Below are 14,267 nucleotides of genomic sequence, written 5' to 3'. Positions count from 1 at the left end.
CTGGGTGGCGATGGCCGATGACTGGTCGGCGGTGCCGCGGGCGTCCTGCACCGAGCGTTTTACTTCGGCAATGATCGGCTGCAGCTTGTCGAGGAAACGGTTGAACCAGCCGGCCAGTTGCCCCAGCTCGTCCTTATTGTTGTACGCCAGGCGCCGGGTCAGGTCGCCTTCGCCGCTGGCGATGTCTTCGAGCATGTGGGCCACACCGAGAATCGGCCGGGTCACGCTGCGCGCCATCAGCCACACCAGCAGCAGGCCCACCAAGGCAGCCAGCAGGCCCAGGCCCAGTTCCATCAGGGTGCCGCTGCTGTTGCTGGCGTCCAGTTCGCTTTTCAAGGCTTCGGCCGGACCCACCAGGACCTTTTCCGGCACATCCAGCAGCACGCCCCAGGGCTGGCCGCCAGGGATCGGAGTGAAGGGGGCGAGGACCTTGAGTTTCTGATTGCTGTGCAGGCTGTGGGTCTCTGGGCTGCTGGCCAGTTGGCGGATCAGTTGCGCGCCGTTGACGCTGTCGACGCTGTCCAGGCGCTGGCTGAGCTTGCCGGCATCCGGGCTATGGCCGGCCAGCAGGCCTACCGGGCTGAGGATGCTGACGCTGGTCTGGCCGGCGTAGAGCTTCTGGCTGGCATTGCGGCTGATGGCCTGCAGGCTGTTGAGGTTGATGTCCACCGACAGCGAGGCGATGACTTTGCCGTTCACCAGGAGCGGGAAGACGATGCTGGTCATCAGCACCTTCTGGCCGTCGATGTCATAGAAGTAGGGCTCGATCACGCAGGGCTTGAGGGTGCTGCGCGGGCAGGTGAACCAGGCATTGGCCGGCTGGCCGCTGGGCCCGCTGCGGGTGTCGCTCATGTCGCTTTCCGGCAGCGACATGGAGGTCAGCTTGCCTGGGGTGGGCTGTGACCAGTACAGGGCGAAGCGGCCTTTTTCGTTGCTGCCCAGCTCGCTCTGGCCGCTGAACAACTCGTCCTTGCCATCCAGGGCGTTGGCTTCGAACACCAGGGACAGGCCCAGCAGGTCGGGATTGGCCTGCAACGCCGACTTGACCTGGCGGGTCAGGTCTTCGCGCAGGTCGAAGGCGTCAAGGAAGCGTTTCTCGGCCTGTTCCCGCAGGAACAGCACCTGGCGGGAAAAGCCGTGGCCGTATTGATAGGCGTCCATGAACTGTTGGCGAATGCCCAGTGCCTGGACTTCACCCTGGGCTTCGATCCGGGCCTGGGCCGCTTCATTGAGCATCTCCATGCTCGACGCTTTCACCCGCTCGGAGCTGTGCTCCATGCGATACAGCGAAAGTCCCACCAACAGCGACACGATGCCCAACAGGCAGAGTCCGGCCAGCAGGGTGATCTTCCATTGGATGGAAAGTTGTCTGAGCGACATGGAGGCGTCCTTTATTCGATAAATATCTGAGACTTTGCACTGTAACGGCCGACGAACGGTGTTCTTTAAACGCTTGTTCGAAATAAGCCGCGCTGTCTTGGGCTTCACCGGGATTGGGGTTTTGACAAGCCGGGCCTGCTGCTGCAAAGTGCGCGCCCCTAATAAGAACCTCTTTCATTTCGATGTCGGCAGTCCGCTGCCTTCCGGTCGGTCACAGGCTTTTGCGCCATTTTTAGCGGCGCAGTAATGAGGTAACGATGATTAACGCAGTAATTGCCGCGGTTGGCGTGATGCTGGTGCTCAGCCTGTCCCGCGTGCATGTAGTGATCGCCCTGATCATTGGTGCCCTGGTGGGCGGTTTGACGGGCGGCCTGGGGATCGAGGCCACCCTCAAGGCGTTCAACAGCGGTTTGGGTGGTGGTGCCACCGTGGCCCTGTCCTACGCCTTGCTCGGCGCTTTCGCCGTGGCCATCGCCAAGTCCGGCCTGGCCCATGCCCTGGCGGACAAGATCCTGATACTGGTGGATCGCCAGGACGCCCACGGCGGCGGCCAGGTCAAATGGCTGCTGATCGGCCTGTTGTGGGTGGTGGCGATTGCCTCGCAGAACATCCTGCCGATCCACATTGCCTTCATTCCACTGCTGGTGCCGCCGCTGCTCTATGTACTGACCAAGTTGCAGCTGGATCGGCGGTTGATCGCCTGTGTCATCACCTTCGGCCTGATCACCCCCTACATGTTCCTGCCGGTGGGTTTCGGCAACATCTTCCTCAATGAAATCCTCCTGGCCAACGTGGCCCGCAGCGGCGTGGACATCAGCCAGGTCAATGTCACTCACGCCATGGGTATTCCGGCCCTGGGCATGCTCTGCGGCTTGCTGCTGGCCTTTGTCAGCTACCGCAAGAAGCGCATCTATGACCTGGACCGGATCGAGAAAGTCGAGCAGGTGGCGGTGCAGTACAACCCGCGGACCCTGTTGGTGGCGGGCCTGGCGATCATCGCTGCGTTCGTGATCCAGTTGTTGCTGGACTCGATGATTATCGGGGCTTTGTGCGGCTTCCTGATTTTCTCGGTGTCGGGCATCGTGCGCTGGCGCGAGACTGACGACCTGTTCACCGAAGGCATGAAGATGATGGCCATGATCGGCTTCATCATGATCGCCGCTTCGGGGTTCGCCGAAGTGATGAAGGCCACCGGCGAGGTGAAGAGCCTGGTGGAAGCCTCGGCGGCGTGGATCGGCCACAGCAAGGGCGTGGGCGCTTTGCTGATGTTGCTGGTGGGCCTGTTGGTGACCATGGGCATCGGCTCGTCGTTTTCCACGGTGCCGATCCTGGCGGCGATCTTTGTGCCCTTGTGCGTACAGCTGGGTTTCAGCCCGTTGGCGATTGTCTGCATCGTGGGCACCGCCGGGGCGCTGGGTGACGCGGGCTCGCCGGCCTCGGATTCGACCCTGGGCCCGACCTCGGGGCTGAATATCGACGGCCAGCACCATCACATCTGGGACACCGTGGTCCCGACCTTCCTGCACTACAACCTGCCGCTGCTGGCCTTTGGCTGGGTCGCGGCCATGGTCCTCTGATTATCTCGCTCTCGTAGAAGTCGGAGGGGTGTAGGAGCCCGCTTGCCAGCGAAGGCGTCGGCAAGGTCGGTGCAAGGCTCAAGGGCCTCTTCGCCGGCAAGCCGGCTCCTACGGGTTCAGGCTCAACTTTTGTTTTGGCGTGCCGTTAACGCGGTTATCACGCCAATAAAAAACCAAGAGTGAGTCCCTTATGCGCTTGAGCCTGAAGGCCAAAGTCCTGTCCCTGGCGGTGCTCCCGGTACTGCTGTTTGCGCTGGTGATCAGCCTGAGCACGGTGTTCATGCTGCGCCAGCAGGCCCAGAAAGAAGTCGAGGAAACCCGTCATCGGCTGCTGGGCGAGGCCAAGGCCACGCTGCAGAGCTATGTCGAAGTGGCCCTGAACACGGTCAAGCCGCTGTACGACGCGGCGGCGCCTGGGGATCAGGCGGCGCGGGCCGAGGTGGTCAAGCTGCTGTCGAACATCACGTACGGCAAGGACGGCTACTTCTTCGGCTACGACTCCGAGACCGTGCGCCTGTTCAAGGGCAACAGCCCGGACGGCGTGGGCAAGAGCTTCAAGGACAATCGCGACCCCAACGGCGTTTACGTCAACCGCGAACTGGTGCGCGTGGGCAAGGACGGCAGCCATTACGTGCAATACAGCTCCACTCAGCCGGGCAGCGACGTGCTGGTGCCCAAGCTGGGTTACACCGAGTACCTGCCCAAGTGGGACATGGTGCTGGGCACCTCGGTCAATCTCGATGGCATCGACGCCCAGGTGGCTGCAGTCCAGGACAGCGTCAACCAGCGCATGGAAGGCATGGTCCTGAGCATTCTCGGGATCGCTGCGGTGGTGCTGCTGGTGATTGCGGCCCTGGGCATGCTGGTGGCCAATACCATGCTGCGGCCGCTGAACCTGATGAAAGCCAACCTCGATGACATCGCCGCCGGTGAAGGCGACCTGACCCGGCGCCTGGCGATCACCAGCCAGGACGAGCTAGGGGATCTGGCCGGTTCGTTCAACCGTTTTGTCGACAAGATCCACGGTCTGGTGCGCCAGATCACCGAGATGACCGGGCAGCTCACCGAGCTGGTGACCCAGGTTTCGGATCAGGCCCAGCGTTCGGAACAGGCCATGGAGCGTCAGCGTCACGAGACCGATCAGGTGGCCACGGCGATCAATGAAATGTCCTCCGCGGCCCATGAAGTGGCCCGCAGTGCTCAAGGTGCGGCGGTGGCGGCGCAACAGACCGATGAGGAAGGCCAGGCGGCCAAGCGCGTGGTGGATGGCAGCATCCAGCAGATCCATGCCCTGGTCAGCGATATTCGCAACAGCGGCACGTCCCTGGACAGCTTGCAGCAGGACGTGTCGTCGATTGTCAGCGTGTTGGATGTGATCCGCTCCATCGCCGAGCAGACCAACCTGCTGGCCTTGAACGCCGCCATCGAAGCGGCCCGGGCCGGGGAGGCCGGGCGTGGTTTCGCGGTGGTCGCCGATGAAGTGCGCGCCCTGGCCAGCCGTACCCAGCAAAGCACCCAGGAAATCCAGGGCATGATCGATCGCCTGCAGCAGGGCACCCGGGTGGCGGTGGATGCCATGCGCCGCTCCAGCGATGCCGGCGATGGCACCTCGGTGAAAGCCAACGAGGCCGGTGCCTCGCTGGACACCATGGCCCAGCTGATCGGCACCATCAATTCGATGAACGCACAAATCGCCAGTGCGGCAGAGGAGCAGACCGCGGTGGCTGAAGAGATCAACCGCAGCGTGCACCAGATCGCCGTAGCGGTGGACAGCGTGGCCGATGAAACCCAGCGTGGCGCCCAGACCTCCCGCAGCCTGGCGGACCTGGGGCAGCGCCTGGGTCGGTTGGTGGGGCAGTTCCGGATCTGATGCTGTGCCCAGCCAGCCGCCCGGGGCGGCTGGCCAGAGCGCTGTACCTCAGGCGCTGATGTCGCGCATCAACAGGCCGAAGCGCAGGTCCACCTGATCGGGGATCGGCAGGTACACGGTGTGGCCATCCCCCGGAGCGACTTCGATGGCTTGGCCCTTGGCGTTCTGCAGTTCGTGCAGGTCGAAGTGGAAGTTGCCCTTGGGGGTCATCAGTTCCATGTGATCGCCCAGGGCGAAGCGGTTCTTTACCTTCACTTCTGCCTGCCGGTCACGGCGTTCGCCGGTGAGTTCACCGACGAACTGCTGGCGTTCCGACACCGAGCTGCCGTTCTGGTAGTTCTGGTACTCGTCATGTACATGGCGCCGCAGGAAGCCTTCGGTGTAGCCGCGCTGGGCCAGGGACTCCAGGTCGTTCATCAGGCTGCGGTCGAACTCGCGTCCGGCGGCGGCGTCGTCGATGGCCCGGCGGTACACCTGGGTGGTGCGGGCACAGTAGAAGTGCGATTTGGTCCGGCCCTCGATCTTCAGCGAGTGCACGCCCATGCGGGTCAGGCGTTCCACGTGCTGCACCGCCCGCAGGTCCTTGGCATTCATGATGTAGGTGCCGTGTTCGTCCTCGAAGGCCGGCATCAGCTCGTCCGGACGATTGGCTTCCTGGAGCAGGAACACCTGGTCGGTGGGCGCTCCCAGGCCCAGGGTCGGCTCCGGCTGGAAGGTCTGGACGATTTCCCCGAGGTTGTTCTCGGTGGCTTCCTCGGCCTTGTATTTCCAGCGGCAGGCATTGGTACAGGTGCCCTGGTTGGCGTCGCGCTTGTTCATGTAGCCCGAGAGCAGGCAGCGTCCGGAATAGGCCATGCACAGGGCGCCGTGGACGAAGATCTCCAGCTCCATGGCCGGCACTTTCTGACGGATTTCTTCGATTTCTTCCAGGGACAGCTCCCGGGACAGGATGATCCGGGTCAGCCCTTGCAGTTGCCAGAACTCGACGCTGGCCCAGTTCACCGTGTTGGCCTGCACCGAGAGGTGGATCGGCATGGCCGGGAAGTGCCGGCGCACCAGCATGATCAGCCCTGGGTCGGACATGATCAGCGCGTCCGGGGCCATCTCGATGACAGGCTCCAGATCCTTGAGAAAGGTCTTGAGCTTGGCGTTGTGCGGGGCGATGTTGACCACCACGTAGAAACGCTTGCCCTGGGCCTGGGCCTCGCGGATACCGAGGGCCAGGTTGGTGTGGTCGAATTCGTTGTTGCGTACCCGCAGGCTGTAGCGCGGTTGGCCGGCGTACACCGCATCGGCGCCGTAGGCGAAGGCGTAGCGCATGTTTTTCAGGGTGCCGGCGGGGGCCAGGAGTTCGGGCTTGGCGAGGAGCGTCATGGGGCTGTCGGTCGCAAAAGGTCGCGAGGGTAAGCCAGTGCTGGCGGGCATTCATTGATCTGGATCTATGTCTGGCGCAGAAAAAAACGCACTCGGCATCGCGGCTGTGGACTAACCCTCAGGACGCCGTGATTGGGCGTTGACTGACCTGGATCGGACATGAATCAAAACAACCTGCAAAACAAAAGCCTGCTGCTGTTACTGGCCCTGGTGACGGTGGCGTTCATCTGGATTCTGCTGCCGTTCTACGGGGCGCTGTTCTGGGCGGTGATCCTGGGCATCGTCTTTGCTCCCTTACAGCGCCGTCTGCAATTGAAGTTCGGCTGGCCGCGCAATCTCACGGCCCTGTGCACCCTGTTGGTTTGCCTGTTGATCGCCATCCTGCCGGTGATCATCACCAGTGTGTTGCTGGTCCAGGAGGGAGCCGAGTTGTACAAGAAAATCGAAAGCGGTCAGTTGGACATCGCCGGCTACCTGGCCCAGTTCAAGCACAGCTTGCCACCCTACTTTCAGCACCTGCTGGATCGCTTCGGCCTTGGCGAACTCAAGGGCTTGCAGGAGAAGGTGGTCAAGAGCGCGATGCAGGGCAGCCAGTACCTGGCGACCCAGGCGTTCAGCTTTGGTCAGGGCACCTTCGAGTTCGTGGTGAGCTTCTTCATCATGCTCTATCTGCTGTTCTTCTTTTTGCGCGATGGCGCCGAACTGGCGCGCAAGATCCGTACTGCCGTGCCCCTGGCCGAGTACCAGAAACGCCGGCTGCAGCTGAAGTTCAATCGGGTGGTGCGGGCCACGGTCAAGGGCAATGTGCTGGTGGCGGTGACCCAGGGGGCCCTGGGTGGAATGATCTTCTGGTTCTTGGACATTCCCAGCGCCCTGTTGTGGGCGGTGTTGATGGCGTTTCTGTCTTTGTTGCCGGCGGTGGGGGCGGGGATTGTCTGGGGGCCGGTGGCAGCGTACTTCCTGATCAGCGGAGCGATCTGGCAAGGGGTGGTGCTGGGGTTGTTCGGGGTATTCGTGATCGGTCTGGTGGACAACCTGCTGCGGCCCATCCTGGTGGGCAAGGACACCAAGATGCCGGATTACCTGATCCTGATCTCGACCCTGGGCGGGCTGGCGATCTTCGGCCTCAATGGCTTTGTCATCGGGCCCTTGATCGCCGCGCTGTTCATGTCCAGCTGGGCGCTGTTCGTCGAAACCCGGCCACGGGTGCAGTTGCCTTAGAAGTGGACCCTCTGCAGATCGAGTTGCCTGGACAGGGCCTGGGCGGCGGGTAGGGAGGTCAGCGGGCCGCTGACGGCTTCGCCGTCGCGTACCAGGTACCAGCAGGCCAGCAAACCCAGTTCCCTGAGCGACGCGGGGACGGCACTGCCGATGACGGACATGATCTGAACCTTGGGCATGACAAGCTCCTCGATTTGCGAGGAGTTACCTTACAAAGCCCCAAGTGCTACGAAAAATCACCCAGTCTGATAGTGGACATTGATGCCGGTGCTAGCGGCAACGGTCGTTCAGTCCACGACCTGATCGAGCATGTGCAGCACTTCCTGCTCATTGAGCAGGCCTTTGCGCACCAGATTCTGGGCCAGCAGCGAGAGAAACTTGGCGCTGCGATGGCCTTCCAGATGCTTGAGTTCGGTCAGGGCGTCGTACACCCGGCTGGAAGTGCAGAGGCCTTCGACGCGATGGGGGTTTTGCGTGGGCATGGGGTCGTCCTTGTTGTTATGGGCCTGTGGCGAGCGGACTGGGTCGATCTTGCAGTGCTTGAATGACACAAACATGACAGTCCCATGTTGCTCAGGGCCGTCGTGGGATCAGTACACTATTCCCGGATTTGAACGCAAATACTGTTCCAGTCGCGACATTGTTCAGAATTATTCAGACATTCGGGTGATGGCAAAATGCAACAGGCCCCGCTTCGGGGGCGGGGCCTGTGGCTGTTTCAGCGGACTGTTACCAGCGGCCGGGACCTGGGCCGTAGTAGTAATGCGGGTGGCCGTAGTAGCCCCGTGGTGGGCCGTAATACACCGGCGCCGGGCGGTAATAGACCGGTTGTTGTACATAGACCGGTGCCGGCTGGTAGTAGACCGGCGGCGGTGGTGCGGCATACACCGGCTGGGGTTGCACATAGACCGGCGCCTGCTGCACGTAGACCGTGCGATCCTGGTTGGCCATCACCGAGCCCACAACGGCTGCACCGACAACTGCGCCCAGCGCTGCGGGGCCGGCCCAGCCGCCACCGTGAGCCGATGCCTGGCCGGCGACAGCCAGCGCACCTATGAGCAGGGCAATCTTGGGGATTTTGGAAATCATGGTTGTTCCTCGGTTCAACCCCTGCGTTTATGGTCTGCACCAGACTCAAGAACTGACGCGGGGATACTTCTAAGACAGCGGTTTCTGGAAAATCTGCACAGCCGCTGAGTAAATGTTGTGTAAGGTCTGTATCGGCCTCTTTACCGTCATCCCTGGGCGCTGAAGAGGTCTGCAAACCAGCGCCGATATGATCAGGCACAAGGGGCTTGGCTGACCAATCCCGTCTATCCGAAAGTGCCCAGCGAGGAGATGTATATGCAAATGAACCCCAACAAAGACACCCAGTTGTGCATGTCGCTTTCCGGGCGTCCCGGGAACTTCGGCCTGCGTTTTCACAATCATCTATACGAGCAGTTGGGGCTCAATTTCTACTACAAGGCTTTCAGCAGTCAGGATCTGCCTGGTGCGGTGCGGGGGATTCGTGCGTTGGGGATTCGCGGCTGCGGCGTGTCCATGCCGTTCAAGGAGGACTGCATCGCCCTGGTGGATGAGCTGGATGCCTCGGCCAGGGCCATTGCTTCGATCAACACCATCGTCAACACCGACGGCCACCTGAAGGCCTACAACACCGATTACATTGCCGTGGCCCAGTTGCTGGCCGAGCACGACGTGCCACGGGAATCGACCTTCGCCCTGCGCGGTAGCGGCGGCATGGCCAAGGCGGTGGCCAGCGCCTTGCGTGATGGCGGTTATTCCCAGGGCGTGATCGTCGCGCGTAATGAAGTCACCGGGCGCGCCCTGGCAGGTGCGCTGGGATATGAGTGGCAGGCGGAGTTGGGCAGCCTGCGGCCGCAGATGCTGATCAACGTGACCCCGATCGGCATGAGCGGTGGCCCGCAAGCGCAGCAGCTGGCCTTCGAGGCCGAGGCGATTGCTGCAGCGGATCGGGTGTTCGATGTGGTGGCCGTACCGCCCGAGACGCCGTTGATCCTGCGGGCCAGGGCCGAGGGCAAGCAAGTCATCACCGGGCTGGAGGTGATTGCGATTCAGGCCCTGGAGCAGTTTGTGCTGTATACCGGCGTGCGCCCGAGCGAGGAGCAGTTCCACAAGGCGGTGGCCTTCGCCCGGGCTTGAGCCGGCAATTTCGTTAGCGGCCCATGGGCGTGCGTCAGCTCAGCCTTCAAGCAGGGCCAGGCGTTCTTCCAGGGCGGCAATCCGCGCTTCCAGCTCTTCGATGCGCTCCACCGAAACCGCGCCGCCGGCACTGCGCTCCACCGGGTTGCCCCGGGCGGCGAGGATGGCTTCGATATCCGCCGGGTCACCCAGGGCGTGGGTGTAGCGGTCTTCGCGCTGGCCGGCCTGACGCGGGATATGCAGGGCCAGGCCCCGGGCAATCAGGCGCTCGAGCTGGTGCAGGACCTGTTCGCTGTCTTCGAAGTCATGCATGCGCCCGCTGCGGGTCAGCAGTTCGTTGACCGTCTGCGGGCCCCGCAGAAACATCAGGCCGCACAAGATCAACTGCGCCGGCACCAGTTCCAGGGCTTTGTCCAGGCGCTGTTCCCAGCGGTCGGCGCGGCTGCCCATGACCAGCCGAGTGAAGCCTTGGGCCTCGAGGGCGCGCAGGCTTTGGCCGACCTGGCCCTGGGTCAGGTTCATCACCGGCTCGCGGCTGGTTTTCTGATTGCAGGCGATCACCAGAGCGTTGAGGGTCAGGGGATAGGTTTCCGGGCTGGTGGCCTGCTTTTCGATCAACGAACCCAGAACGCGGATGTCGGTACTGCTCAGGCGCAGTGCTTCGTTGGGGGTGTCGTGCTCGCTGCTCATAAGTGCTGGTCCCTTGGTCACTGATGGATGGGGTCGTGGAAAACCCGGTGCATGGCGCGCTAGGGCGGTCTTGAGTTTTCCGTGGCCGAGTCGGCCCTCTTCGAGGGGCTCTGTTTTACCTTCAGAAGCCGGTTCTGGCCATCAGAACTTGGTGGAGCGGGGATCGGGCGGCGGCTTTCAAGGGGGTAATGCCGCCGCGCAGTCAGCGCGGCGGCGGGTGTTTCAGCTGGGTTGCGGGGCTTGTGCCGGTTCGGCCGCGGCAAGCGGCGCGGACGGCGCTGCGGGAATGGCAGCGGTTTCCAGGCAGCGATGGGCAAATCGGGCGATGCTGCGCAGGGCGTTCCTGGCAGAGCGCAGATAGAAGGCCTGCAGCTGGAAGACATGCCAGCGGCCATCATGAATCTCCAGCTGGCAGGGCACGCCGCAGGCCCGTGCGCGTTTCGCCAGGCGGAGGGAGTCGGACAGCAGTAGCTCCTGGTCGCCGACCTGAATCAGCATCGGCGGCAGGCCGTGCAGGTCCGCTTCCAGAGGGCGATGTGAAGGCGTCTGCGCAGGGATGGCGTAGGCCTTGAGGGCCTGTTCCAGCCAGTCGCGGCGGATCATCGGGTCGACGGCGGCTCGGGATTGAATGCTGTCTGCGCCCAGGTCGGGATCGGTGACCGGCGAGAGCAGTATCAGCCCGGCCGCGAACGGCTCGCCGCGTTGCTTCAAGGCCAGTGCCAGTGCCAGCACCAGGGCGCCACCGGCAGAGTCGCCGGCAATCAGCAGCTGTTGCGCCGGGCAGCCCTGGGCACGGATGGCGTCATAACAGGCCAGGCAGTCGTCCAGCGCGGCCGGGTAGGGATGCTCTGGTGCCAGTCGGTAGTCGGGTGCCCAGACGCGGCAGCCACTTTCCCTGGCCAGGCGGCTGGTGACGCTGTAGTGGGTGTCCGGGTTGCCCAGGCAGAAGGCGCCGCCGTGCAGGTAGAGGATGACCGCGTTCGAGGTCCGGGCCTTGGGTTCGACTGTCTGCACCCTCAACTGACCCAGGTCCGTGCGCTGTCGGGTTACGCCGAGGCCGCCGGGCATCAGCCAGGAGAGAGCGTTGACGAGCTGGCGCTGGCTCACCAGTTCCCGCGGCGGGCCGATCAGGGTCCTGAAACTGGCTCTCAGGAAAAGCCGCAAGAAAGCCGCATTACCCCGTTCCAGCCAATCCCCGGGTGGGGCCACTCGCTGTCCATCGCTGGGCGAAAACGGCGCGTCCAAGGGGCTGGCAAACCGGTAGGCGGACAGCCCGGCATAGCGGGTCAGCCATCTGTAGCTCCAGGTGAAGCCGGGCCAGTTGGTGCTGTTGTGCCCCCGTGCGTCGACATACCAGCTCTGGCAGCCGCTCCACACCGAGGTGGCCAGGCGGCGCTGGATGCGCAACTGAAAACGCTGGTGGGGCGCCTCGTCCACCTCCAGGGTTTTCGCCGTGCTTTTGAGCAGCGCCCGGCGGGCCTTGATCACATGGGAGATCTGGCTTTCCAGCATGTGGATGATGGAGTTGTGGCCCAGGTTGGTGTTGGGCCCGTAGAGCATGAAGAAGTTGGGAAAACCGGGCACGCTGAGCCCCAGGTAGGCTGCCGCGCCATGTTGCCAGGCCTGGTTCAGGTCGACCCCGCCGCGGCCGCTGATGCGCATCGGCGAGAGGAATTCGGTGGCGGCGAAACCGGTGCCATAGATGATCACATCCACCGGGTGCTGCTGGCCGTCGAGGGTTTCGATGCCGTGCTCGGTAATGCGTTCGATGCCCTGGGTCAGCAGCTCGACATGGGGTCTGGCGAAGGTTTTCAGGTAGTCGTTGGACAGCAGGATGCGCTTGCAGCCGATGGGGTAGTCCGGGGTCATGCGCTGGCGCAGTTCGGGATCGGGCACCGAGGCGTTCAGCAGCTTGTGAAAAGGAATGCCGACCACCCATTTGGTCAGGTCCTTGAGGCGGGTAAAGCCCAGGGCCCGGGATTCGAAATGCAGGTAGTGAGCGGCGCGCACCAGCTTGGTCCATAGCGGATGGCGGGCGAATCGCTGTTTTTCCTCCGGGCGGTAGGCGCGGTCGGCCTTGGGCATGATGTAGGCCGGGGAGCGCTGGAAGACCTTGAGCGCGGCCACCTGATCGGCAATCTGCGGAACGAACTGGATGGCCGAGGCTCCTGTGCCGATCACCGCCACCCGCTTGTTGGCCAGGGGATAGTGATGGTCCCAGGCTGCGGAATGGAATACATGGCCCTGGAAACTGTCCAGACCCGGCAGATTGGGCAGGGCGGGGCGGCTCAGTTGGCCAGTGGCGCTGATCAGCAGGCGGGTGAAGTGTTCCTGGCCATCACTGCAGATGACCTGCCAGTAACTGCCGGCTTCATCGAACCGGGCGTGGCGCACTTCGCTGCCAAAGTGGATGTGGCGCAGCAGGTCGTAGCGTTGGGCGCAATGCTGCAGATAACCGTGGATCTCTGCCTGAGGGGCGAACACCCGGGACCAGTTCGGGTTGGGCTCGAAGGAAAACGAGTACAGGTGCGAAGGCACGTCGCAGGCGGCGCCAGGGTAAGTGTTGTCGCGCCAGACGCCACCGACGTCCTGGCCTTTCTCGAGAAGGATGAACTGACTGACCCCGGCCTTGCGCAGGGCGATGGCCATGCCCAGGCCGCCGAAGCCGCTACCGATGATCAGGGCCTCAAGGGGCGCGGTTGGGCTGGAGGGTGGGTTGCAGGCAGGTGCTGATTGGGGCATGACGACCTCGTTGTTATTGTTGTGCGGCACTGGGTTGATCCACCCGAGGCCACGTCCTTGTTTCTGTGGTGCAGCCCCGATCAGTGAAGCATGCAGGGAATAAAACGCAGGCCCCATGCTGTAACGGGACAAGTGCTTTAGTATTTGGGCCAAATCAGCGGTTCATGAGCCCGGCCCATGAGTTTCCAGACCTATACCCGAGGACCTTCCAGCGCCTTGCTGCTGGTGAACTTCGGCCGTGAAAAGGGCTTGCCAGCGGTGAGTTTGCTGGCCGGCTCGGGGTTGTCCCTGGAGCAGCTGCGGGACCCCAACAGCCTGTTGACGGCGGCTCAGGAACTGCAGCTGGTGAGCAATCTGCTGGGTTTGCTGGGCAATCCCCGGGGCTTGGGTTACGCCGTGGGCGCGCGCTATCACTTTTCCAGCTACGGCCTGTTTGGCTATGGCCTGATCAGCAGTGCGACTGCGGCGGATGCCTTGAACCTGGCCTTGCGCTTTTTACCCCTGACTTATGCCTTTGCCACGATCGGCTATCGATTGGAGCAGGAGCTGGGAGTGCTGACGTTTGCTGAGCCTGCGGTGGCGGACCCGGCGGTACGGGAGTTTCTGCTGCAGCGGGACATGGCCGCTGCGGCGGTATTGATGAAGGAGATTGTGGGCCCGGACTTTCGCCTGGCGCGGTTTACCCGGTGCAATGGCCGTCCTGTGGCGCGCAGCACGGGGGAGGTGGAGCAGATCCTTGGCCTGAGTCCCGCCTATCGGGCCCAGCAGCATGACCTGGCCTTCGACCGGCGCTTCCTGACCCGGTCCTTGCCCCAGGCCAATCCACTGACGGTGTCGATGTGCGAGCAGATGTGTGCACAGTTGCTGGAGCGTCGCTCGGCGCCTCAGGGGGCTGCGGCCCTGGTGCGCCAGCATCTTGAGGCCGCCCCCGTCGGCAGCGTACCGGACCTGCCGAGCATGGCGCGGTTGAGCCGGACCAGCGTGCGCACCCTCAAGCGTCGTTTGCAGGAGGAGGGCACGTCGTACCGGCAATTGCTGAGCCAGCAGCGCAGCGCCCGGGCCCTGGAGCTCTTGGGCAACCCGGCCTTGAGCCTGACGCAGATCGCCGAACGGCTGGGCTTCAGCGACCTGTCGAGTTTTTCCCAGAGCTTCAAGCGCTGGTTTGGCGTCGCGCCCAGCGCTTATCGCCAAGGGCCTCCGGGATAAAGGCCCCGGGGCCGGCCGCTGTGGCTATAATCCCTGCTCGTTGT

11 protein-coding genes and 2 pseudogenes are annotated in these 14,267 nt (G+C 63.2%); 6 read left to right on the top strand and 7 right to left on the bottom strand.

Annotated features, from left to right (window positions below):
• Window positions 1–90: 90 nt before the first annotated feature.
• Window positions 91–237 (bottom strand): annotated as a pseudogene (locus FW796_RS19290) (HAMP domain-containing protein); the annotation flags it as partial.
• A gap of 1,403 nt (window positions 238–1,640) precedes the next feature.
• Between FW796_RS19290 and FW796_RS19285 the strand changes: the two are divergent.
• From FW796_RS19285 to FW796_RS19275, 3 genes and pseudogenes are all read left to right on the top strand, one after another.
• The gene (locus FW796_RS19285) at window positions 1,641–2,957 is read left to right on the top strand and encodes a Na+/H+ antiporter family protein (protein ID WP_346635205.1); all 1,317 of its coding nucleotides are present in this window, start codon (window positions 1,641–1,643) and stop codon (window positions 2,955–2,957) included.
• A 190-nt stretch (window positions 2,958–3,147) separates the two neighbouring features.
• Window positions 3,148–3,921: pseudogene (locus FW796_RS19280) on the top strand (cache domain-containing protein); the annotation flags it as partial.
• 84 nt (window positions 3,922–4,005) lie between these two features.
• Window positions 4,006–4,827, top strand: coding sequence for a methyl-accepting chemotaxis protein (locus FW796_RS19275; protein ID WP_372242094.1), 822 nt, complete (start codon window positions 4,006–4,008; stop codon window positions 4,825–4,827).
• A gap of 48 nt (window positions 4,828–4,875) precedes the next feature.
• Here the strand turns inward: FW796_RS19275 and trhP are convergent, their stop codons facing one another.
• Window positions 4,876–6,201, bottom strand: a complete 1,326-nt coding sequence (gene trhP, locus FW796_RS19270) for a prephenate-dependent tRNA uridine(34) hydroxylase TrhP (RefSeq protein ID WP_446439810.1) — start codon at window positions 6,199–6,201, stop codon at window positions 4,876–4,878.
• 159 nt (window positions 6,202–6,360) lie between these two features.
• Here trhP and FW796_RS19265 point away from each other — a divergent pair, with 159 nt between their 5' ends.
• On the top strand, window positions 6,361–7,422 hold the full coding sequence (locus FW796_RS19265; protein WP_446439809.1) for an AI-2E family transporter: 1,062 nt from the start codon (window positions 6,361–6,363) through the stop codon (window positions 7,420–7,422).
• Here FW796_RS19265 and FW796_RS19260 read toward each other — a convergent pair.
• From FW796_RS19260 to FW796_RS19250, 3 genes are all read right to left on the bottom strand, one after another.
• Entirely contained in the window at window positions 7,419–7,601 is a 183-nt protein-coding gene (locus tag FW796_RS19260) for a hypothetical protein (protein ID WP_346635161.1), read from the bottom strand. The genes FW796_RS19265 and FW796_RS19260 overlap by 4 nt on opposite strands.
• A 108-nt stretch (window positions 7,602–7,709) precedes the next feature.
• A complete protein-coding gene (locus FW796_RS19255; protein WP_123727999.1) occupies window positions 7,710–7,904 on the bottom strand; it encodes a hypothetical protein in 195 nt (64 codons plus the stop codon).
• A gap of 247 nt (window positions 7,905–8,151) precedes the next feature.
• Window positions 8,152–8,511 (bottom strand): hypothetical protein, encoded by a 360-nt coding sequence (locus FW796_RS19250; RefSeq protein WP_346635160.1) that lies wholly within the window; start codon window positions 8,509–8,511, stop codon window positions 8,152–8,154.
• A 255-nt stretch (window positions 8,512–8,766) separates the two neighbouring features.
• On the opposite strand from FW796_RS19250, the gene FW796_RS19245 reads away from it, so the two are divergent.
• Entirely contained in the window at window positions 8,767–9,585 is an 819-nt protein-coding gene (locus FW796_RS19245; RefSeq protein WP_346635159.1) for a shikimate 5-dehydrogenase, read from the top strand.
• A gap of 39 nt (window positions 9,586–9,624) precedes the next feature.
• Here FW796_RS19245 and FW796_RS19240 read toward each other — a convergent pair whose 3' ends face one another.
• Both FW796_RS19240 and FW796_RS19235 read right to left on the bottom strand, forming a co-directional pair.
• Window positions 9,625–10,275, bottom strand: a complete 651-nt coding sequence (locus FW796_RS19240) for a YceH family protein (RefSeq protein ID WP_346635158.1) — start codon at window positions 10,273–10,275, stop codon at window positions 9,625–9,627.
• A gap of 222 nt (window positions 10,276–10,497) precedes the next feature.
• The gene (locus FW796_RS19235; protein WP_446439808.1) at window positions 10,498–13,017 is read right to left on the bottom strand and encodes a flavin-containing monooxygenase; all 2,520 of its coding nucleotides are present in this window, start codon (window positions 13,015–13,017) and stop codon (window positions 10,498–10,500) included.
• A 177-nt stretch (window positions 13,018–13,194) separates the two neighbouring features.
• Here FW796_RS19235 and FW796_RS19230 point away from each other — a divergent pair, with 177 nt between their 5' ends.
• Window positions 13,195–14,223 (top strand): AraC family transcriptional regulator ligand-binding domain-containing protein, encoded by a 1,029-nt coding sequence (locus FW796_RS19230; protein ID WP_446439807.1) that lies wholly within the window; start codon window positions 13,195–13,197, stop codon window positions 14,221–14,223.
• Window positions 14,224–14,267 lie beyond the last annotated feature (44 nt).

It is taken from the genome of Pseudomonas sp. 910_21 (assembly GCF_052850735.1).
Note: the sequence above shows the minus strand (reverse complement) of the source record. Positions and strands in the feature narration are given on the sequence as shown.

Bases quoted from the DNA above. Each gene is read 5' to 3' on its own strand.
- FW796_RS19275 (WP_372242094.1), top strand. From the start codon at position 4,006: ATGACCGGGCAGCTCACCGAGCTGGTGACCCAGGTTTCGGATCAGGCC.
- trhP (WP_446439810.1), bottom strand. From the start codon at position 6,201: ATGACGCTCCTCGCCAAGCCCGAACTCCTGGCCCCCGCCGGCACCCTG.
- FW796_RS19265 (WP_446439809.1), top strand. From the start codon at position 6,361: ATGAATCAAAACAACCTGCAAAACAAAAGCCTGCTGCTGTTACTGGCC.
- FW796_RS19260 (WP_346635161.1), bottom strand. From the start codon at position 7,601: ATGCCCAAGGTTCAGATCATGTCCGTCATCGGCAGTGCCGTCCCCGCG.
- FW796_RS19255 (WP_123727999.1), bottom strand. From the start codon at position 7,904: ATGCCCACGCAAAACCCCCATCGCGTCGAAGGCCTCTGCACTTCCAGC.
- FW796_RS19250 (WP_346635160.1), bottom strand. From the start codon at position 8,511: ATGATTTCCAAAATCCCCAAGATTGCCCTGCTCATAGGTGCGCTGGCT.
- FW796_RS19245 (WP_346635159.1), top strand. From the start codon at position 8,767: ATGCAAATGAACCCCAACAAAGACACCCAGTTGTGCATGTCGCTTTCC.
- FW796_RS19240 (WP_346635158.1), bottom strand. From the start codon at position 10,275: ATGAGCAGCGAGCACGACACCCCCAACGAAGCACTGCGCCTGAGCAGT.
- FW796_RS19235 (WP_446439808.1), bottom strand. From the start codon at position 13,017: ATGCCCCAATCAGCACCTGCCTGCAACCCACCCTCCAGCCCAACCGCG.
- FW796_RS19230 (WP_446439807.1), top strand. From the start codon at position 13,195: ATGAGTTTCCAGACCTATACCCGAGGACCTTCCAGCGCCTTGCTGCTG.